Source organism: Mammaliicoccus lentus (assembly GCF_002902755.1).
Lineage (GTDB): Bacteria > Bacillota > Bacilli > Staphylococcales > Staphylococcaceae > Mammaliicoccus > Mammaliicoccus lentus.
Map to the genome: position 1 here is coordinate 34678 of NZ_PPRS01000007.1, position 19646 is coordinate 54323.

Consider the following 19646-nt stretch of genomic DNA (forward strand, 5'->3'; position numbering starts at 1 on the left):
ATTAATACTCGTCTTCGCGATAACCCATTTGCTTAATAAAGTTAGGTTTATTACGCCAATCTTTTTGTACTTTAACCCATAAATCTAAATAAACTTTAGAACCTAACAACATTTCAATGTCTCTACGTGCCCGTTTACCTATTTCTTTAAGCATTTTTCCACCTTTACCGATGATAATACCTTTTTGTGAATCACGTTCTACATAAATTGTTGCTTCTACATGAACTTTTTCATTTTCAGCTTTTGTCATTTTATCAACATTTACACCTACTGCATGTGGTATTTCTTGATTCGTCAAATGCAAAGCTTTTTCTCTGATTAATTCTGCTACAACAAATTGTTCAGGGTGATCAGAAATTTGGTCTTTTGGATAATACATTGGACCTTCTTCAAGATATTTTTTGAATTGAGCTAATAACGTTTCAATATTTAAGCCTTCTAAAGCTGATATTGGAACAATTTCTGCAAATTCCATAGTTTTTTGATATTTTTCAATTTCAACTAATAATTGGTCAGGGTGTATTAAATCAATTTTATTTAAAACTAAAAACACTGGTGTTTTAGTTTGTTTAAGTAACTCAATGATATATTCATCACCTTTACCTATGTTTTCATCAACATTTACCATAAACATGATTAAATCCACTTCTTTTAAAGTGTTTTTCGCTATTTTCATCATGTAATCTCCTAAAGCATGTTTAGGTTTATGAATACCTGGAGTATCAATAAATATCATTTGTGCATCATCCGTTGTTAATACACCTTGTACTTTATTTCTAGTAGTTTGTGCTTTATCTGACATAATCGCAACTTTATGACCTATAACTTTATTCATAAATGTTGATTTGCCGACATTAGGTCTACCTATAATAGATATAAAACCTGATTTGAATTCGCTCATTTATCCTAAATCCTTTCCTGAGAAACCGAGTGGTAATAATTCATTAACAGTCGTTTCAATTCTTTCTTCTGTTTGATTTGTTAAAAATACTGGCATATCATCGTCACATAGTTCTTTAAGTACTTGTCTACATGTTCCACATGGTGAAGAAGGTTCATCAGCATCAACTGTAATTGTAATACATTTGAAATCACCGGGTCTATAACCATCTGACATTGCCGCCACTAAAGCTGATCGTTCTGCACAAATAGTTGATGGATAGGCTGCGTTCTCAATATTTGCGCCATAGTATGTTTTTCCGTCTTTCGTTATTAAATAAGCACCTACATTAAATTTAGAGTAAGGTGTATACGCTCTTTTTTGCGCTTCTCTAGCACCTTCATACCATTCTTTTAAAAATTCCATATTTTCCATCCCCTTAAAAAATATTTAACAATTTAGGTAAAAATATTATTATCCCGATAATGATAGCCATAATAGATGCTAATAATACTGCTAAAGCAGCTGTATCTTTAGCGTGCTTTGCTAGTATATGAAAATCATCAGTGTACATGTCTACAATGTATTCTATTGATGTATTGAGCACTTCTGTTATTAAGACTATAAAAATGGCAATTAAAACAAATAACCATTCATACATATTTAACTTAAAAACAAAACTCAAAACAATAACAATCAGTGCCATTAATAAATGAAATAAAAAATTATTATCTTTCTTTAGAATCGTAAAAAGTCCTACTACAGGAAATTTAAACCTATTAAAAAATTTATTCACGTGTAAGTCCAAACTCAGTTAAAATTTCATCTTGTCGTGAAAACATTTCTTTTTCTTCTGATTCTGTCATATGATCATAACCTAGTAAGTGTAAAAAGCCATGTAATGCTAAAAATCCTAATTCTCTACTTAAGCTATGATTATATGATTCTGCTTGCTCTTTAGCAACTTCTAAACAAATTATGATATCACCTAATATTCTAGGCATATCTAACCCTTCAATCTCTGGTTCATCTTCTTCTAGAGAAAATGAAATAACATCTGTTACTTTATCTTTATCTCTATAGTCTCTATTGATTGCTTGTATTTCGCTTTCATCGACAAATGAAATAGATAATTCTGCTTCTTCTTCAATTTTTTCCTTTTTAGCAGCAAATTTTAATAGTGATTCTATTTGTTCTTTCGTATCTTGATTAATGACGTTGTGATCATCAATAAAATCCATTGTTAACATGTTATTTCTCCTCTTCATAAGCGTTAATTATTTTACCAACTAATGGGTGTCTGACAACATCAGTTTGTTCTAAGTAAGTAATTTCAATACCTTTAATACCACTTAGCTTTTGGTCCGCTTCAATTAAACCACTTTTAACGCCTTTAGGTAAGTCAATTTGTGTTCTATCACCCGTGACTACCATTTTTGAGCCAAAACCTAATCTTGTTAAAAACATTTTCATTTGCGGTAAAGTTGTATTTTGGGCTTCGTCTAATATAACGAATGCGTCATCAAGCGTACGCCCTCTCATATAGGCTAAAGGAGCAATTTCAATTGTACCTCTTTCTATTAAGCGCGCTGTTTGCTCAGTCCCTAATATAGTGTGCAAACCATCATAAAGTGGTCTTAAATAAGGGTCGACTTTTTCTTTTAAATCGCCAGGTAAGAATCCTAAAGATTCTCCAGCTTCAACAGCTGGTCTTGTTAATACGATTCTTTTAACTTTACCTAAGCGTAACGCTCTTGCAGCCATTACGACAGCTAAGAATGTTTTTCCGGTACCTGCTGGTCCTATACCAAACACTAAATCATTATTCTTAATGTTATTAATATATATTCTTTGGCCCATTGTTTTGGCTCTAATTACTTTACCATTACTATCTTTCGCAACTTCTTCGTCGTATAAATTGACTAATTTATCAATTGTACCTTTTTCAGCCATTTTCACTGCTGCTTGTACATCATTTATCGTTATATTCGAACCACTTTCAATTACTTTAAGTAAATTCATTAATACACGTTCAGCTTTTTCAACATTTTCTAAACGTTTACCACGAACACTTATTTCTTGTCCTCGTGTTAAAATATCCACCTCGAGTTCTTCTTCAATATATTTTATATGCTCATCTCCATTACCTAGTAATGCTTGAGCTTGATCCATACTCTCGATTTGAATTAGTGTAGGCATTAAATAACTCCTTTATTAGTTGAATTGTTACCACTTTAAATGTACCAAACCTTTGTCTAACGTGCAATCTTATGCACTTTATTTTGAATATTATTTAAGTTTTCCTGTGATTTAATCATTTTATTTATTTTTTGAAATTCACGTAACCTATTACTATTATTTAACTTAATATCCGGATTGATTCGAATTAATGTAATAATAAATTCTCTTTCTTCTATTGGAGAAACTTTTTCTATAATTTCTCCTTTGTATACTATTTCTATCATACTATTTCCTTCGATAGATTTCGCCATATTTAACTGTTCAATATTAAATATATTATATGTTTTTTTGAAAAGACCTCTACGTATAGTCAAGAAGTGTTCTTTTACACTATATCTCTCTAGAAGTATATTAATTATAATTAAAAACACTAGAACAAAAGTAATAAAAATTAGTAATTTATTACTTATAAGTAACGGAATTAAAGATATTAAAAATAGCAAAATTGATATCATTATAGATGAAACACTTAGTTTCTTTTTAAATATCATTTTTATCACACCTTTGTTCTTACTAAGTTTATTGTAATTCTAAATCTACAATTTGTGAATAAAAACTAAAGGTATTATCAAAATAAAAACTCAGAGAAAATTCTAGTTGTAAGAATTTCCCCTGAGTTATGCTACTCTAATAAATGTTAATCTCTAGCTATTCAACTTATTTGATGCCCTCTGGTCTTTTAAGAATTTCTGACCAAATAATACCATTAACAACATTGTTCTCGTCAATATTTACAGCTTCATCATTAAATTTATGTTTACTATTTAAGTAGAGTTGTTTAACCATCGTTCTTCTAGTTCTTTCAGAAAGTTGAGTATTATGAATAATCTCATTAGCTTCTTCTTCAAGTTTTTCAAAGCTTTCCTGTTGAACTTTAGATAAAGATTGTTTTTCTTCTTTACTAAATTCTAATAAATTTTTGATTGCTTCTTTTTGACGCATTGGTTTATTTTTATGAATTTCTTCTTTTCTTTTATTAATCAATTCATTTTCATGAGCATCTGTTGACTGAGCTTGGCTTTGAGTTTGTGGCTGAGTTTCACTATTATTTTGCTTTGTATTTACTTGCTCAACATCTATCCCTTGTTTCTCTAGATGATTGGATAGTTGTTTAGCTAATTGTTTATAGTGGTTAGACATTCGATCAGTCGAACTAGTTTCAGCCTTTTCTTTATAGGAATAGAACTTTTTAACTAATTCTTGTAATTCTAGTTGAGCATTATCCACTTGATTACTAGCTTGTCTTTGGACTGGCTTTTTACTCGGATTTGGATGTGCAGGCCATTGAGTATTTTGCTTTTTCTTTTTATTTTTAGCGCCATTTTCAACTATGCCACTAATCACACTAATAATAATCCAAATAACAAAGATTATAATGCCTATCTCCATTTAAATCACCTCTCTTATTCGTTCGGTGAATTTGCGTCTTGTGGATTAGTACTCTTATTTATAGCTTCTCTCATACCAGTATCAGCTTCTATATTTTTTAAATTATAATAATCTTTAACGCCGATATTGCCTGATTTAAGTGCTTCAGCCATTGCAAGAGGTACTTCAGCTTCAGATTCAACAACTTTAGAACGCATTTCTTGTACACGTGCTTTCATTTCTTGTTCTGTAGCTACAGCCATTGCACGACGTTCTTCAGCTTTAGCTTGTGCAATATTTTTATCTGCAAGTGCTTGCTCAGTTTGAAGATCTGCACCGATGTTTTTACCGATATCCACGTCTGCGATATCTATAGATAAGATTTCAAATGCTGTACCTGAATCTAAACCTTTACTTAACACTGTTTGTGAAATACTGTCTGGATTTTCAAGTACTTTCGTATGGTGTTTACTTGAACCAATTGTTGATACAATACCTTCACCAACACGTGCGATGATTGTATCTTCACCAGCACCACCAACTAAGCGATCAATATTTGCTCTAACAGTAATTCTAGCTTTCGCTTTAACTTCAATACCATTCATAGCAACACCAGAAATAAATGGTGTTTCAATTACTTTAGGGTTAACTGACATTTGTACAGCTTCTAGAACGTCACGACCAGCTAGATCGATAGCTGCACCACGTTCAAATGCTAAGTTAATCTCAGCTCTTTGTGCTGCAATAATCGCATCTACTACTCTATCAACGTTACCTCCAGCTAAATAGTGAGATTCTAATTGATTTGTAGTTAATGCTAAACCTGCTTTATGTGCTTTAATTAACGGATTAATAACTCGTCTTGGTGAAACACGTCTTAAACGCATTCCGACTAATGTTCCTATTCCTACTTTAACGCCTGCAGCTACAGCTGAAATCCATAATCCAACTGGTACAAACGAGAATAGAATCATAAGTAATACAATAACAATTACCGCAATAATGATTATGGCGATTAAACCTGATAACATATGCAACTCTCCTTAATTTAAATTTCTCTTACGACTACTCTTGTACCTTCAACCTGTACAATTTTAACTTGTTGGTCTTTTTGAATAAAATTACCATCAGAAACAGCATCTATTCTATCATCATCAACAAGGATAATACCTGAGGGTCTCAGCGCTGTAAAAGTTGTACACACTTTACCAATTAAATGACTTCTATCATCATGTGATGTATAACCTGACTCTTTGTTTGTAGAATCTCTAAGAATGACTTTTTCAAAGAATGGTATTTTTCGATTAAAACCTTTCACTAATATCACCCACTCTATAGTTGTTAAAATTAAAGCAACTGCAATAATAGCGCCCATGATTAATAAATTATCACCAACTAATATAAAACTGCCGATAATTGCAATAAAACCAAGGATACCAAGTACAGCGCCTACAACAAATAATTCAATAATGACTAAAATAACACCAATTGAAAACAATAAAACGGACATTAAACTAATTTCATCAACTATTACAAAACCTATAAAAAATATAAGTGTACATATAAAACTTGCAATGCCGGCAAAGTTTATACGTTCTGAATATAGTTGATAAAGTGCGCCTAGAAAAATAATACAAGTCAAAATCAATGTAATAATTGGCGAAGATATAAAGTCACCAAATGAAGAAACACTTTGACTTGAAACAATACCTAAATTTATGTTGTTTTGAATAAACATAAGTATGTATTCATACGCTGATGTCAATATTACCACCCCTCTATTTCATTATACAATAAATCACCAGTGAACTAAAACGTATATATCTTTTATTCTAAATATTTTATAGAAAAGTTTTTTATTTTCAATTTTTACTATATTTTATTTAGAAAAAAGGAATAGAAAACTCATTTTTCTAAAAATATCGTATACCGATGAATAGGATTGAAAAAGCTTGATATATTTATATTTTACTTAAGTCAGCTATTGCCTATATAAAAAAGCAGTCCGAAACCTATAGGTCTCGGACTGCTTTAACATTTAATTTACGCAAGTAGATTTCATTATAATTAATTAATATTCTTTGAGGGAGTTCAATAGAAAATTAATTATTTAAATTTACGTTTGCGAGCTGCTTCTGATTTCTTCTTACGTTTAACGCTAGGTTTCTCATAGAACTCACGTTTACGCACTTCTTGAATCGTACCGCTTTTTGAAACTGTACGTTTAAAGCGACGTAATGCATCTTCGATTGATTCGTTTTTACGAACTACTGTTTTAGACATCTGTATTTCCCTCCCTCCAAATATCAACAAAGCTTTATATGTCAGTTACATAGTAAATATATTACTATGTACTTAAACATTATAAAATAAGTCATTTTTTAAGTCAATAATCATTTGCAATGAATCTTAATATGCAACTAATCTTTCGTCTTTATTTGTTGCATGATTGATTACTTTTACAAGTTTTCCTTTATTAATTGGATAACCTGGTTCTATTACTTTAACTTTTACTAATTCTCCAATTAGAGATTCATCTCCATCAAATTCTATCTTCATGTAATTATCTGCATAACCAACTAATTTACCATCTTTAGAGCCTTTTTCTTCAGGAATGACTTCTAATACAGTTTGGTCGAATTTTGATGCATAATCTTTTGCAAGTTGATTTGATAGTTCTATAAGTCTATGAACACGATCATTTTTAATGTCTTCATCTACTTGATCTGTCATTCTTGCTGCAGGTGTACCTGTTCTCATTGAATATGGGAAAACATGCAGTTCAGAGAATTGATGCTTAACTATGAAATCATAAGTTTCTTGGAATTCTTCTTCAGTTTCACCTGGGAAACCAACTATAACATCACTTGTTACTGCTAAACCAGGTAATGCTTTATGAAGTTTTTGTAGTCTTTCTGAAAAATGAGCCATAGTATATTTTCTTCTCATACGTTTCAATACAGAATCAGAACCGGATTGTAATGGAATATGCAAATGCCTTACGACTTTTGTAGATTTATCGATAACATCGATAACTTCATCTGTTAATTGACTCGCTTCTATAGAAGAAATTCTAATTCTTTCTAAGTTTTCTACTTCTTCTAAATCACGTAATAATTGCGCTAAGTTATAATCTTTTAAATCTTCACCATATCCACCTGTGTGAATACCAGTTAATACGATTTCTTTATATCCTGAATTTACAAGTGTTGTCGCTTGGCTAACTACTTGTTTAGGATCTCTTGAACGCATTAATCCTCTAGCCCATGGAATAATACAAAAAGTACAGAAATTATTACAGCCTTCTTGAATTTTTAATGAAGCACGAGTTCGGTCAGTGAAATAAGGTACTTCTAGTTCTTCATATTTTCTATTCTTCATGATGTTTCCAACACCATTTATTGGCTGTCTGCTTGTCTTATAGTCTTCAATATAAGAAATTAACTTATGACGATCTTGAGTACCTACAACGATATCTACTCCTGGTATCGCCATGATTTCTGCTGGAGATGTTTGCGCATAACAACCTGTTACACATACTACTGCATCAGGGTTTTTACGAATAGCTCTTCTTATAACTTGTCTACTCTTCTTGTCTCCTGTGTTAGTCACTGTACAAGTATTTATAATAAATACATCAGCGTTTGTTTCAAACTCTACTCTTTCGTAATCATTTTCCTTAAATAATTGCCAAATTGCTTCAGTTTCATAATGGTTAACTTTACAACCTAAAGTATGGAATGCTACTGTAGCCAACTATATTCACCTCATTAATTCTAATTGATAGCTTAAAGCAGCTAAAGCATACAATGGAGCGGTTTCAGCCCTTAATATTCTCGGTCCTAGACTTATGTTATATCCATCTTCAAATAAAGCAACTTCTTTTTCAGAAAGCCCACCTTCTGGCCCAAAGATGATTAAAACTTTTTGTCCCTTTTTTAAGTTAGAACCAATTTGATGTAAATTACTTGTTCCCCCACGTTTAGCTTCTTCTTCATAAGCTATTAATACATAATCATATTCATTTATAATATCACAAACAGAATTAAAATTCGACATATACCTGATATCTGGGATAGTCAAACGCATGCTTTGCTCACTTGCTTCTTTAATGATTTTTTGCCATCTATCAATCTTTTTAGACTGCTTTTTATGATCTAATTTAACTACAGAACGTTCAGATTGAACAGCAATAAAATGGTGTGCGCCCATTTCTGTTGCTTTTTGAATCATCCACTCATATTTATCGCCTTTTATTAATCCGCTAGCGATTGAAATCTCGACAGGTAATTCTGTCTGTCTCGTCGTATCTTCTAATGTCAGTACTTCTATATTTTGTTCATGAAAATCTATAATTTTGCAAATCATCGATTTTTGATCATTAAAAGTGATGATAATCTCATCATCAACTGTCATTCTCATTACATTTTTTATATGGTGTATGTCTTCGTTATTATGTAGAAAAAAACGCTGATTTAACTCAGCGTTTTCAAGTAAGAAGTATCTTTGCATTGTTCTCCTACTTTCTAGCTCTTATTGAAACCCAGCCGTTTTCTTTTAAAACTTTCTCAATTTTAAAACCAACTTCGGTTAATCTATTAGTGATTTCATCGCATTTCTCATCAATGATGCCAGATGTTATAAAGAAACCACCATCGTTAAGTCTATCGTAACTATCTTCTATCATTAAATCTATAACATGCGCTAAAATATTTGCAATAATAACATCGTATTGCTCAGTTTCTTCTGTTAATAAATTCCCAGTCTCAACTTTTATACTATTTTCGCAATGATTTTTTTCAAAGTTTTCTTTAGCAACTTTAACAGCTAAGTCATCTAAATCAATAGCTTTGATAGATTTAACGCCTAATAAATAGCACCCAATGCTTAAAATACCTGAGCCGGTACCAACATCAATCACTTTATGATTTGGCTCTACAACTTCTTCTATGTGTCTTAAACACATACTTGTAGTTGGATGATCTCCTGTACCAAAAGCCATCCCTGGATCAAGTTCTATACATAAACTGTCATCAGCGTTTTCATATTCTTCCCAACTAGGAACAATCGCAAAGCGTTCTGAAGCTTTAAAAGGATGAAAATAATTCTTCCATTCATTTTCCCAGTCTGATTCTTGAATGACCGTCTTTGAAAAAGCCAATACTTCCGGTTTAATACCATCAATATTTGAAATTGTATTTTTTATTTCTTGTTCTAGCGATTCAGTAAATACTAGTTCACTAAAATAACATTTCACTCTAATATCATGATCTGGGTAATCATCAGGATTTAATTCATATATTTCACCATAAACATCGATGTGTTCTTTATCTAGTTCAGATGAATCTTCAATAACAACACCATTTGCACCTAATTCATTTAATAGTGCTGTTACGACAGGTTCTGATTCTTCATTTATCATTATAGAATACTCAATCCAATTCACGGGCTATTCTCCTTTAAAGAACTTTTTAGCTCTATCTTTTAAACTTGAAGGTTGTTCTGTTAATGTTTCTCCACCAATTTCAGCGAATTCACGTAGTAATTCTTCTTGACGTTCTGTTAATTTATCCGGTGTTACAACTTTTACAGTTACGAAATAATCACCTTTACCATAACCATGAACATTTTGAATACCTTTTTCACGTAATCTGAACTGCTTACCAGTTTGTGTTCCTGCAGGTACTGTTAGTGCCACGCTGCCATTTAATGTCGGAACAGTTACTTCATCACCTAATGCTGCTTGAGGGAATGATAGATTTAAGTCGTAGAATATATCGTCTCCATCACGTTTGAATTTATCATGAGGTCTAACTCTAAATACCACATATAAATCACCTGCTGGACCACCATTAACACCTGGTCCACCTTTGCCTGCTAGACGAATTTGTTGATCATTATCTACACCTGCTGGTACTTTAACTTTGATTGTAACTTTTTTGTTTTGAGTACCTTTACCTTGACAATCTGGACATTTCTCTTCAAATTCTTGTCCAGTACCATTACATTCAGGACAAACTTTTTGCGTTTGCATTCTACCAAGAATTGTATTTTGTTCTACTGTTACATGACCTTGTCCATTACAATATGAACATGTTTTCTTCTTAGTTCCTGGTTTAGCACCGTTACCATGACAAGTATCACATTCTACATCTTTACGAACTGTAATATCTTTTTCAGTACCAAATACTGCTTCTTCGAATGATAACGTCATGCTATATTGTAAGTCATCACCTTGTCTCGGTGCATTAGGATCTCTTCTTGCACCGCCACCAAAGAATGAACCAAATATATCTTCGAATCCACCAAAGCCAGAGAAGTCTTGACCTCCAAATCCTTGTGATCCTCCACCAAATCCTTGTTGTGATGCATTATGTCCAAATCTATCATATTGAGCACGTTTATTTTCATCACTAAGAATTTCGTATGCTTCAGATAATTCTTTAAATTTGGCGTCAGCACCTTCTTCATGGTTTATATCTGGGTGATACTTTTTTGATAATTTTCTATAAGCTTTTTTAATTTCATCTTGTGAAGCATCTTTAGATACACCGAGTACTTCATAGTAATCTCTTTTAGCCAAAAAAATCTCTCCTTTACACATTGATATATTACTAGAAAAACTTGAATTAAAAAAGCCAAAGCCAATCACATTGACTTTGACTTTTTAATGAGTAATATTATTGTTTTTTATCTTCGTCGTTAACTTCAGTATACTCTGCATCTACTACATCATCATCTGAATTCCCTTGTCCTTCAGCTGATTCTGCACCTTGTTGTGCTTGAGCAGCTTGTTCATACATCTTCACTGATAATTGTTGAACGATTTCTTCAAGAGCATCTTTTTTAGTTCTGATATCTTCAATATCGTCGCCTTCTAATGCTTTTTTCAATTCTTCTTTAGCATCTTCAGCTTTAGTTTTTTCACTTTCGTCAACATTATCACCTAAGTCAGATAATGTTTTATCTACAGTGAATACCATTTGGTCTGCTTCATTTCTTAAATCGATTTCTTCACGACGTTTTTTGTCTTCTTCCGCATTTTTCTCTGCGTCTTTAACCATACGGTCGATTTCATCGTCTGATAGTGAAGAACTAGATTCGATTGTGATTTTTTGTTCTTTATTAGTACCTAAATCTTTAGCTGTAACATTTACAATACCGTTTTTGTCGATATCGAATGATACTTCGATTTGAGGTACACCACGTGGAGCTGGTGGTATATCAGTTAATTGGAATCTACCAAGTGTTTTGTTATCAGCTGCTAATTGACGCTCACCTTGTAATACGTGAATGTCTACCGCTGGTTGGTTATCAGCTGCTGTAGAGAATACTTGAGATTTAGATGTTGGGATAGTTGTGTTTCTTTCGATTAATACTGTAGAAACGCCACCCATTGTTTCAATACCTAATGATAATGGTGTTACGTCTAATAATACAACGTCTTTAACATCACCAGTTATAACGCCACCTTGAACAGCAGCACCCATTGCTACTACTTCATCTGGGTTAACACCTTTGTTAGGATCCTTACCGATTTCTTTTTTAATTGCATCTTGTACAGCTGGTATACGAGTAGAACCACCTACTAGAATTACTTCATCGATATCTGAATTAGATAATCCAGCATCTTTCATAGCTTGTCTAGTTGGACCCATAGTTTTTTCTACTAATTCACTAGTTAAAGCTTCGAATTTAGCTCTAGTTAAAGTAGTTTCTAAGTGTAATGGGCCATTAGCGCCACCTGAGATAAATGGTAATGAAATTTGTGTTGAAGATACACCTGATAAATCTTTCTTAGCTTTTTCTGCAGCGTCTTTTAGACGTTGTAAAGCCATTTTATCTTGTGATAAATCAATGCCATTTTCTTTTTTGAATTCTTCAGCTAAATATTGAATGATAACGTCGTCAAAATCGTCACCACCAAGTTTATTGTCACCAGCAGTTGCTAATACTTCGAATACACCGTCGCCTAATTCTAGAATAGACACGTCAAATGTACCACCACCAAGGTCAAATACAAGTACTTTTTGATCTTGCTCTGTTTTATCTAAACCGTATGCTAAAGCTGCTGCAGTTGGCTCGTTAATAATACGTTCTACTTCTAAGCCAGCGATTCTACCAGCGTCTTTAGTTGCTTGACGTTCAGAGTCATTAAAGTAAGCTGGAACTGTGATTACTGCTTTAGTTACGTTTTCGCCTAAATAACTTTCTGCTGTTGATTTAAGATTTTGTAGAATCATTGCTGAAATTTCTTGTGGAGTATACTCTTTATCTTCTACTTTTTCTTTGTAATCAGTACCCATATGACGTTTTACTGATTGAATTGTATTAGGGTTTGTTACTGCTTGACGCTTAGCAACTTCACCTACTTGAGTTTCACCGTCTTTAAATGCTACTACTGATGGTGTAGTTCTGTTACCTTCAGGGTTTTGAATAACTTTAGGTTCTCCACCTTCTAATACTGATACTACTGAATTTGTTGTACCTAAGTCTATACCTATTACTTTATTCATAAGAAAATTCCTCCAATTATTTATTTGCGTTTTAAATTCAATTAATTATTCATTTACTTTAACCATTGCTGGTCTTAAAACGCGTTCTTTTAATTTGTAACCTCTTTGTAGTTCTTCAGTAATAACACCTGATTCAAAATCAGGATTGCTATCTTGCATAACTGCTTGATGTACAGTTGGATCAAATTCTTTATTCTCTGACTCAATTTCTTCTAGACCATTTTCTTTTAATGATCTCAATAAGTCATCATAAACCATTTGTACACCTTTTTTAAATGATACGAAATCTTCTGATTCGCCTTCTTGTTTTAGTGCGCGATCCATGTTATCCAATGCTGGCAACACATCTGTTAAAACACGTTGCGCTTGGTAATCTTTCGCCACACTAGCTTCTTGTTTCATTCTACGCTTGTAATTTTCAAACTCAGCATACAAACGTAAGTATTTTTCTTCTTCTTCGTTTAATTTTTCTTTTAATTGTTCGAGTTCAGTTTCCGGAATTTCGACTGTTTTTTCAGTCTCTTCAACCTCTTCTACATTTTCAACTTCTTCATTTTCGTTACCATTAGTTTCTTCAGTGGCAACGTTTTGAGATTGTTCAGACGACTCGTCGAATTTTTCATTTTGATTTTCTTCCGTCATTTCATGCCCTCCATTTTCTTTCCTTATTTAAAAATGATTCAAAAGTTGAATCACTTTATTGTAATGCATTGCAGTTGGACCTATAACGGCTAAATGACCGCTTATATCTCCCGAAATCTCATAACTTGTACTTACTATTGAAATACCTTCTAAGTCCTGATTAATTTCTTGTCCAATGTTTACGCTAATGGAATCATTAGCTGTTTCGTTTAAAAATTGGGCAATTCGTTCAGATTCCAGATACTTTAAAATTGACTGTATCATGGACACATTCGAAACGTTTAACGCCTCAATCAAGTGCATTTTTCCACCTAAAAACATTTCTTCATTTTGATCATTAATTTGTGTAATTAGCGCGTACTTAAAATTATTTATAAATTGTTGATCAATAAATGACAACGTTAATGATTCTAACGTGTTTATCAATGTAGATAAAGTATTTTGCTTAAAATGTAGATTCAAGTAATTCATAAACTTTTCTATTTGTTCATGTGTTATGAGTTTAGAAATTTGTAAATGAACTTTCTCTACATATCCATCTGCAAAAACGATAACACTCATTAAATGATTAGGGTTCACTCTAACGAAATGAATTTCAAAAATATGTCTTGAAAATTTATTGGGTCCTAATACAACAGTCGTATAATGAGAACGATTGGATATTTCCAAAGCTAACCATTTTAGCATTGCATTAACATCATATTGATTATCATCATAAAATTGGTTGAACCAGTCTATTGATTGTTTACTACGTGATTTAACCTTTAGTAATTGGTCAACATAATGTCTAATTCCTTTTTCAGAAGGAACTCTTCCTGATGAAGTATGTGTCTTCTCGAGGAGTTCTAATTCTTCTAATTGTTTCATCTCATTTCTAACTGTTGCTGGGCTTATAGGCAATTGATGCCTTTCAATAATCGACTTAGAACCAATTGGCTGGCCTAACTCAACATAATCCTCAACAATTACATTTAGTATTTGTAATTGTCTCTCAGTAATCATGTTATCACCTCGATTAGCACTCTATCTATCCAAGTGCTAATTATAATTTATCAAATTGGTCAAAGTAAGTCAACATTAAACCCTCGAATTTTTGAAAGATTTTTCATTCTTTTATTTAAGTTAATAAAAACTGCTCAAATACTTCGTTACCAATGATTTGACCACGTTCACTTAAGTATAAATAATCTTCATTTTCATTTAACAAACCATTTTCCAATAAATTATTAACCTTTTGACCAAATACTTCTTCAATCGTTTGATCAAATTTTTTATAAAATCTAGATTTTGAAACACCTTCAGTCATGCGTAAGCCTAAGAACATTTGTTCTTCCATTTGCTCTTTCAATGTAACTTCACTATTTTGCAGTACAGGCATTTCTCCATTAGTTAGTTTATTTATATATTGATTAACCGGATTAATATTACTATATCTCACACCGTTTATATATCCGTGTGCGCCAGCTCCGAAACCATAATATTCTTCATTCTTCCAATATACTTTGTTATGAAGTGATTCATGGCCTACTTTAGAAAAATTAGATATTTCATATTGATGTAGAGGTGATTTTTTTAATTTATTTTGTAAGTGTTGATACATTTCTTCACCTAAATCTTCATTAGGTAATTTTAATTTTCCTTTTCTATATAAATTATAGAATTGAGTTTTAGGTTCAAGTATAAGTGCATAGCTTGAAATGTGGTCAACATCAAGTGATAATGCTTTATCTATTGATTCATCAAATTGTTTCAACGTTTGACCAGGTAAGTGAAACATTAAATCTAAACTAACTGAGCCTATATTATGTTTTCTAGATAACTTAACTGCTTTTTCAATATCGTCACTATGATGTGTACGTCCTAAAATTTCTAATAAACCATCATCAAAAGTTTGCACTCCAAGTGATAACCTATTAACACCATATTTTTTTAAAAGTTGAATTTTACCTTCAGTTAGTTCATCCGGGTTTGCTTCAAATGTATATTCATCAGTTACAGTAAATAAATCATTTATTGATATTAGTAGTTTTTCTAATTGAACTTCTGATAATGCTGTTGGCGTCCCACCTCCAACAAAAATTGTTTCTACAACTTTATCTTTGCGAGTAGACATTTCTTTTATTAAGCAATCTAAATATTCATCAACAGGCTGATTGGCTATAAAAAACTTATTAAAATCACAATAAGTACAAATTCTAACGCAGAAAGGTATATGAATATATACACTTTTAGCCATTTAAATCCTCCTTTAAAAATAAAAACAGCTACTTAAACGCAGCTGTTTCTTGTTTAATCTTCATCCATTTTCAGTACTGCTAGGAATGCATCTTGTGGAATCTCAACGTTTCCGACTGACTTCATCTTAGCTTTACCGGCTTTTTGTTTTTCAAGTAATTTACGTTTACGACTAATGTCACCACCGTAACATTTTGCTAATACATTTTTACCCATAGATTTTATGTTTGTACGTGCTACTATTTTATTACCAATTGCTGCTTGAACTGGCACCTCAAATTGTTGTCTAGGAATTAATGTTTTAAGTTTATCTACAATTGCTTTACCTCTTTCGTAAGCAAATTCTTTATGCACAATAAAGCTTAACGCATCTACTTGGTCTCCATTTAATAAGATATCCATTTTCACAAGTTTACTTTCTTGATATCCGATTAATTCATAGTCGAAAGAAGCATAACCTTTCGTATTAGACTTCAATTGATCAAAGAAATCAAATACAACTTCAGATAAAGGAATTTCATAAATAATATTCACTCGAATATCATCTAAATAATCCATTGTAACGAAATTACCACGTTTTTTCTGACATAATTCCATTACTGCTCCGACATAGTCACTTGGTACCATCATAGTCGCTTTAACATACGGTTCATAAATCGTGTTGATTTTTTGTGGATCTGGGAATTGTGAAGGGTTATCAATTTCAACTTTCTCTCCATCTGTTAATTCACATTCGTAAATAACTGAAGGTGCAGTTGCTATTAATTCAATGTTAAATTCACGTTCAATTCTTTCTTGTATGATTTCCATGTGTAATAATCCTAAAAATCCAGTTCTGAACCCAAAGCCTAATGCTTGAGATGTTTCTGCCTCAAATTCTAAAGAAGCATCATTCAATTGAAGTCTTTCTAAAGCTTCTCTTAAGTCATTATATTTACTATTGTCTATTGGATAAAGCCCACAGAATACCATTGGATTCATTTTCTTATAACCTTGAAGTGGTTTGTCTGCAGGTCTGTCAGCATTTGTTATCGTATCACCTACGTCAGAATCAGCAACGTTTTTAATAGATGCAATTATATATCCAACATCACCTACTGATAAAGTTTCAACTGGTAATGGTTTAGGTGTATTAATACCTACTTCCGCAACTTCAAAAGTTTTACCTGTGGACATCATTTGAATTTTGTCTCCGGCTTTAACTGACCCTTCAACTATTCTAATTGAAGAAATTACACCTCTATAAGCATCGTAAGTAGAATCAAATACTAATGCTTGTAGTGGATTTTCTGGGTCACCTTCTGGTGGTGGTACTATTTCAACGACTTTCTCTAATATTTCTTCGATACCAATATTAGCTTTCGCACTTGCAAGTACCGCATCACTCGCATCTAAACCAATAACATCTTCAACTTCTTGCTTTACCCTTTCCGGTTCAGCAGCAGGTAAATCGATTTTGTTTATTACTGGAATCAACTCTAAGTCATTGTCTAAAGCAAGATAAACGTTTGCTAAAGTTTGTGCTTCGATACCTTGAGCTGCATCTACGATTAGAATAGCCCCTTCACATGCAGCTAATGAACGTGATACTTCATAAGTAAAATCGACGTGTCCCGGTGTATCAATTAAATGTAGTATGTATGTTTCCCCATCTTTCGCTGTATAATTTAATTGAACAGCGTTTAATTTGATAGTTATACCACGTTCTCTTTCTAAATCCATTGAATCTAATAATTGAGACTTCATATCTCTCGTCTCAACACTTTTCGTATTTTCCAAAATTCTATCAGCTAATGTTGATTTTCCATGATCAATATGAGCAATAATAGAAAAGTTTCTTATTTTCTTTTGGCGCTCTAGGCGTTTCATTCTGTCCATTTGAACTCCAACTTTCTCGTTAATTTTACATCTTCAGATGTAAGTAGCATCTTTGATATGATACCTTCTTTATAGAATAAATGCAAACCAATTACCAAACTGTTCATAAAGTGTTAAGCTTTATAAGGAATATGTAAATAATGATTGCACTTAAGGCGTACATTTGATAAAATATTTTTTGTTGCAATCAAATTATTTGATCACGGACAACATATTTAGGAGGTGACTCTCATGCCAAACATTAAATCTGCAATTAAACGTGTTTCTGTAACTGAAAAGAAAGACGCTGCAAACATTTCACAAAAAAATGATATGCGTTCAGCTGTTAAATCTGCAAGAACTGCTATCGAAAATAATGCTGATAACAAAGGTGAATTAGTTTCATTAGCTATCAAAAAGGTTGATAAAGCTTCTAAAAAGAACTTAATTCATTCAAATAAAGCTAACAGAATTAAATCTAGCTTAATGTCTAAAGCTAACTAATTAACAAAAGCTACAGTTCATCTGTAGCTTTTTTATTTTTAAATTTTCAAGATAAACAACTCTAAAATTAAAACTTTATCCATGTATGAAGATTTTAATTCATAGTCAGTATCAGCACATATATCTATCGTCTTTAACAGTCTTTCTAAAGATAAATTTCTTATAATTCTTAAGGCTAATTTCACTCTATAAGGATGTACTCCTATTGTTTTAGCAATTTGTTGCTCACTGTAACTTTTGCCGGCTAATATTTTACATTGATAGTACAATCTATAATTACTTGTTATTAATGCTAACAACTTAATAGGCTCTTCTTTCAAATTTATTAAATCTTTTAGCAATTCAATAGACTTCTCTTTTTTTCCTTTTTGTATATACTCCGTTAATAAAAATACATTTTGTTCAAGAGAACGGCTAACTATTTCAGTAACATCTTTTTTATTAATAACTGGTTCATCACCAATAAATAAAATTAATTTTTCTAATTCTGCATGTATAATATTAAATTGAATACCAGTTAACTCTAAAAATGCGACGAGTGCGTCTTCTTTAATGTCTTTATACTGCTCATTTAAATATGACTTAATCCATTGTTTCATTTCTTGTTCTGACATTTGCTCTATTTTATTTAGTGTTGCATTCTTTTTAACAGTTTTTACGAGTTTCTTTCTTTCATCTAATTTTTCGTTACTTACATCAAAAACTACTAGCGTATCTCCATCATATTGCTCTATAAATTCAAGTAAAGCATCAGTACTATGGTTAATGCTATTATTCACTTTTTCACCTGTAAATAAGTAAGCATTTTTAATATGAACAACTTTCTTGTCTGAGAGGAAAGGTAAAGTTAACGCTTCTTCTATTGCATTAGAAATGGGTGTTTCGTATAAATCATATTTGGCGTAATTGAATTCATCACGCCCTTCTTTTAAATATTGATTGATAATTTCGTTAGATTTTTTCTCTATTAATGCATCTACTGCACCATAATTTAATACAATATTATCTTTCAAAATAAGTCTTCCTCTCTTATAAAGTTCTAATTAAGTATAGCATTTTTAAGCTTATTATCATATAATGAATGTAAGTATAGGAGGGAGTCATATGAACAGATTTGAAGGTGAAAATACTCAAGGGCGTAACAATGACGTTAAAGACTCTGGATTAGGTTTTATTGTAGGCTTCTTATTTTTAGCAGCGATTTATATCATTGCTCAAGTATTCAGCTTACTACCTAACTAATAGTACATATTTATATTTTTTAATCAAGGCTGGGACATAATAATGTCTCAGCCTGATTTATTGTAATCGTATAAACCATTAGTTGTTGATATCCCAGCTTTAGTCAATGTGATGGTTATTCCCCCTATATCTTGCGTGTTTAATATTTTACATTTATGGTT

At 31.9% G+C, this 19646-nt stretch carries 22 protein-coding genes; 2 read left to right on the forward strand and 20 right to left on the reverse strand.

Going from position 1 to position 19646, the window contains the following annotated elements; genetic code table 11:
* Position 1: 1 nt before the first annotated feature.
* The 19 genes from era to lepA form a co-directional block, all read right to left on the reverse strand.
* Positions 2-901: a GTPase Era gene (gene era, locus CD135_RS03715; protein ID WP_103268838.1), complete on the reverse strand. Its 900-nt coding sequence runs from the start codon at positions 899-901 to the stop codon at positions 2-4.
* Positions 902-1306, reverse strand: coding sequence for a cytidine deaminase (gene cdd, locus CD135_RS03720; protein WP_064204523.1), 405 nt, complete (start codon positions 1304-1306; stop codon positions 902-904).
* Positions 1307-1319: 13 nt separating this feature from the next.
* Positions 1320-1676: a diacylglycerol kinase family protein gene (locus CD135_RS03725; RefSeq protein ID WP_016998571.1), complete on the reverse strand. Its 357-nt coding sequence runs from the start codon at positions 1674-1676 to the stop codon at positions 1320-1322.
* Positions 1669-2130 carry an rRNA maturation RNase YbeY gene (gene ybeY, locus CD135_RS03730; RefSeq protein WP_064204521.1) on the reverse strand — a complete coding sequence of 154 codons (462 nt, stop codon included), beginning with the start codon at positions 2128-2130 and terminating at the stop codon, positions 1669-1671. Before ybeY ends, CD135_RS03725 begins: the two co-directional genes overlap by 8 nt.
* A gap of 1 nt (position 2131) precedes the next feature.
* The gene (locus CD135_RS03735; RefSeq protein ID WP_064204520.1) at positions 2132-3079 is read right to left on the reverse strand and encodes a PhoH family protein; all 948 of its coding nucleotides are present in this window, start codon (positions 3077-3079) and stop codon (positions 2132-2134) included.
* Positions 3080-3135: 56 nt separating this feature from the next.
* A complete protein-coding gene (locus tag CD135_RS13300) occupies positions 3136-3612 on the reverse strand; it encodes a PH domain-containing protein (RefSeq protein WP_103268839.1) in 477 nt (158 codons plus the stop codon).
* Between the two features lie 166 nt (positions 3613-3778).
* Complete coding sequence (locus tag CD135_RS03745; protein ID WP_103268840.1) at positions 3779-4510, reverse strand: hypothetical protein; 732 nt, start codon at positions 4508-4510, stop codon at positions 3779-3781.
* Positions 4511-4524: 14 nt separating this feature from the next.
* Positions 4525-5520 (reverse strand): flotillin-like protein FloA, encoded by a 996-nt coding sequence (floA, locus tag CD135_RS03750; protein ID WP_016998566.1) that lies wholly within the window; start codon positions 5518-5520, stop codon positions 4525-4527.
* A 17-nt stretch (positions 5521-5537) separates the two neighbouring features.
* Positions 5538-6227, reverse strand: a complete 690-nt coding sequence (locus CD135_RS03755; RefSeq protein ID WP_026023587.1) for an NfeD family protein — start codon at positions 6225-6227, stop codon at positions 5538-5540.
* A gap of 368 nt (positions 6228-6595) precedes the next feature.
* On the reverse strand, positions 6596-6772 hold the full coding sequence (gene rpsU / locus CD135_RS03760; protein ID WP_016998564.1) for a 30S ribosomal protein S21: 177 nt from the start codon (positions 6770-6772) through the stop codon (positions 6596-6598).
* Positions 6773-6898: 126 nt separating this feature from the next.
* Entirely contained in the window at positions 6899-8245 is a 1347-nt protein-coding gene (gene mtaB, locus CD135_RS03765; protein WP_016998563.1) for a tRNA (N(6)-L-threonylcarbamoyladenosine(37)-C(2))-methylthiotransferase MtaB, read from the reverse strand.
* Between the two features lie 6 nt (positions 8246-8251).
* Positions 8252-9001 (reverse strand): 16S rRNA (uracil(1498)-N(3))-methyltransferase, encoded by a 750-nt coding sequence (locus CD135_RS03770; RefSeq protein WP_016998562.1) that lies wholly within the window; start codon positions 8999-9001, stop codon positions 8252-8254.
* A gap of 7 nt (positions 9002-9008) precedes the next feature.
* Positions 9009-9935 (reverse strand): 50S ribosomal protein L11 methyltransferase, encoded by a 927-nt coding sequence (gene prmA, locus CD135_RS03775; protein WP_103268841.1) that lies wholly within the window; start codon positions 9933-9935, stop codon positions 9009-9011.
* 3 nt (positions 9936-9938) lie between these two features.
* Positions 9939-11072 (reverse strand): molecular chaperone DnaJ, encoded by a 1134-nt coding sequence (gene dnaJ / locus CD135_RS03780; protein ID WP_103268842.1) that lies wholly within the window; start codon positions 11070-11072, stop codon positions 9939-9941.
* A 97-nt stretch (positions 11073-11169) separates the two neighbouring features.
* Positions 11170-13005 carry a molecular chaperone DnaK gene (gene dnaK / locus CD135_RS03785; RefSeq protein ID WP_103268843.1) on the reverse strand — a complete coding sequence of 612 codons (1836 nt, stop codon included), beginning with the start codon at positions 13003-13005 and terminating at the stop codon, positions 11170-11172.
* Between the two features lie 45 nt (positions 13006-13050).
* Positions 13051-13647, reverse strand: coding sequence for a nucleotide exchange factor GrpE (gene grpE, locus CD135_RS03790; protein ID WP_064204516.1), 597 nt, complete (start codon positions 13645-13647; stop codon positions 13051-13053).
* Positions 13648-13674: 27 nt separating this feature from the next.
* The gene (gene hrcA, locus CD135_RS03795) at positions 13675-14649 is read right to left on the reverse strand and encodes a heat-inducible transcriptional repressor HrcA (RefSeq protein WP_016998557.1); all 975 of its coding nucleotides are present in this window, start codon (positions 14647-14649) and stop codon (positions 13675-13677) included.
* A 115-nt stretch (positions 14650-14764) separates the two neighbouring features.
* Positions 14765-15883: a radical SAM family heme chaperone HemW gene (gene hemW / locus CD135_RS03800; RefSeq protein ID WP_016998556.1), complete on the reverse strand. Its 1119-nt coding sequence runs from the start codon at positions 15881-15883 to the stop codon at positions 14765-14767.
* A gap of 53 nt (positions 15884-15936) precedes the next feature.
* The gene (gene lepA, locus CD135_RS03805; protein WP_103268844.1) at positions 15937-17760 is read right to left on the reverse strand and encodes a translation elongation factor 4; all 1824 of its coding nucleotides are present in this window, start codon (positions 17758-17760) and stop codon (positions 15937-15939) included.
* Between the two features lie 231 nt (positions 17761-17991).
* On the opposite strand from lepA, the gene rpsT reads away from it, so the two are divergent.
* Positions 17992-18243 carry a 30S ribosomal protein S20 gene (rpsT, locus tag CD135_RS03810; RefSeq protein ID WP_064204513.1) on the forward strand — a complete coding sequence of 84 codons (252 nt, stop codon included), beginning with the start codon at positions 17992-17994 and terminating at the stop codon, positions 18241-18243.
* 38 nt (positions 18244-18281) lie between these two features.
* Here rpsT and holA read toward each other — a convergent pair whose 3' ends face one another.
* Positions 18282-19256: a DNA polymerase III subunit delta gene (gene holA, locus CD135_RS03815; RefSeq protein ID WP_016998553.1), complete on the reverse strand. Its 975-nt coding sequence runs from the start codon at positions 19254-19256 to the stop codon at positions 18282-18284.
* Between the two features lie 91 nt (positions 19257-19347).
* Here holA and CD135_RS03820 point away from each other — a divergent pair, with 91 nt between their 5' ends.
* Positions 19348-19485 (forward strand): YqzM family protein, encoded by a 138-nt coding sequence (locus CD135_RS03820; RefSeq protein WP_016998552.1) that lies wholly within the window; start codon positions 19348-19350, stop codon positions 19483-19485.
* The last annotated feature ends 161 nt before the right edge of the window (positions 19486-19646 follow it).

What these genes read in the sequence shown, in the direction of transcription:
- rpsT (WP_064204513.1), top strand. Translation starts at nt 17,992, where the DNA reads ATGCCAAACATTAAATCTGCAATTAAACGTGTTTCTGTAACTGAAAAG.
- grpE (WP_064204516.1), bottom strand. Translation starts at nt 13,647, where the DNA reads ATGACGGAAGAAAATCAAAATGAAAAATTCGACGAGTCGTCTGAACAA.
- CD135_RS03820 (WP_016998552.1), top strand. Translation starts at nt 19,348, where the DNA reads ATGAACAGATTTGAAGGTGAAAATACTCAAGGGCGTAACAATGACGTT.
- floA (WP_016998566.1), bottom strand. Translation starts at nt 5,520, where the DNA reads ATGTTATCAGGTTTAATCGCCATAATCATTATTGCGGTAATTGTTATT.
- hrcA (WP_016998557.1), bottom strand. Translation starts at nt 14,649, where the DNA reads ATGATTACTGAGAGACAATTACAAATACTAAATGTAATTGTTGAGGAT.
- CD135_RS03755 (WP_026023587.1), bottom strand. Translation starts at nt 6,227, where the DNA reads ATGTTTATTCAAAACAACATAAATTTAGGTATTGTTTCAAGTCAAAGT.
- CD135_RS03735 (WP_064204520.1), bottom strand. Translation starts at nt 3,079, where the DNA reads ATGCCTACACTAATTCAAATCGAGAGTATGGATCAAGCTCAAGCATTA.
- lepA (WP_103268844.1), bottom strand. Translation starts at nt 17,760, where the DNA reads ATGGACAGAATGAAACGCCTAGAGCGCCAAAAGAAAATAAGAAACTTT.
- era (WP_103268838.1), bottom strand. Translation starts at nt 901, where the DNA reads ATGAGCGAATTCAAATCAGGTTTTATATCTATTATAGGTAGACCTAAT.
- hemW (WP_016998556.1), bottom strand. Translation starts at nt 15,883, where the DNA reads ATGGCTAAAAGTGTATATATTCATATACCTTTCTGCGTTAGAATTTGT.
- ybeY (WP_064204521.1), bottom strand. Translation starts at nt 2,130, where the DNA reads ATGTTAACAATGGATTTTATTGATGATCACAACGTCATTAATCAAGAT.
- CD135_RS13300 (WP_103268839.1), bottom strand. Translation starts at nt 3,612, where the DNA reads ATGATATTTAAAAAGAAACTAAGTGTTTCATCTATAATGATATCAATT.
- CD135_RS03770 (WP_016998562.1), bottom strand. Translation starts at nt 9,001, where the DNA reads ATGCAAAGATACTTCTTACTTGAAAACGCTGAGTTAAATCAGCGTTTT.
- dnaK (WP_103268843.1), bottom strand. Translation starts at nt 13,005, where the DNA reads ATGAATAAAGTAATAGGTATAGACTTAGGTACAACAAATTCAGTAGTA.
- rpsU (WP_016998564.1), bottom strand. Translation starts at nt 6,772, where the DNA reads ATGTCTAAAACAGTAGTTCGTAAAAACGAATCAATCGAAGATGCATTA.
- CD135_RS03745 (WP_103268840.1), bottom strand. Translation starts at nt 4,510, where the DNA reads ATGGAGATAGGCATTATAATCTTTGTTATTTGGATTATTATTAGTGTG.
- cdd (WP_064204523.1), bottom strand. Translation starts at nt 1,306, where the DNA reads ATGGAATTTTTAAAAGAATGGTATGAAGGTGCTAGAGAAGCGCAAAAA.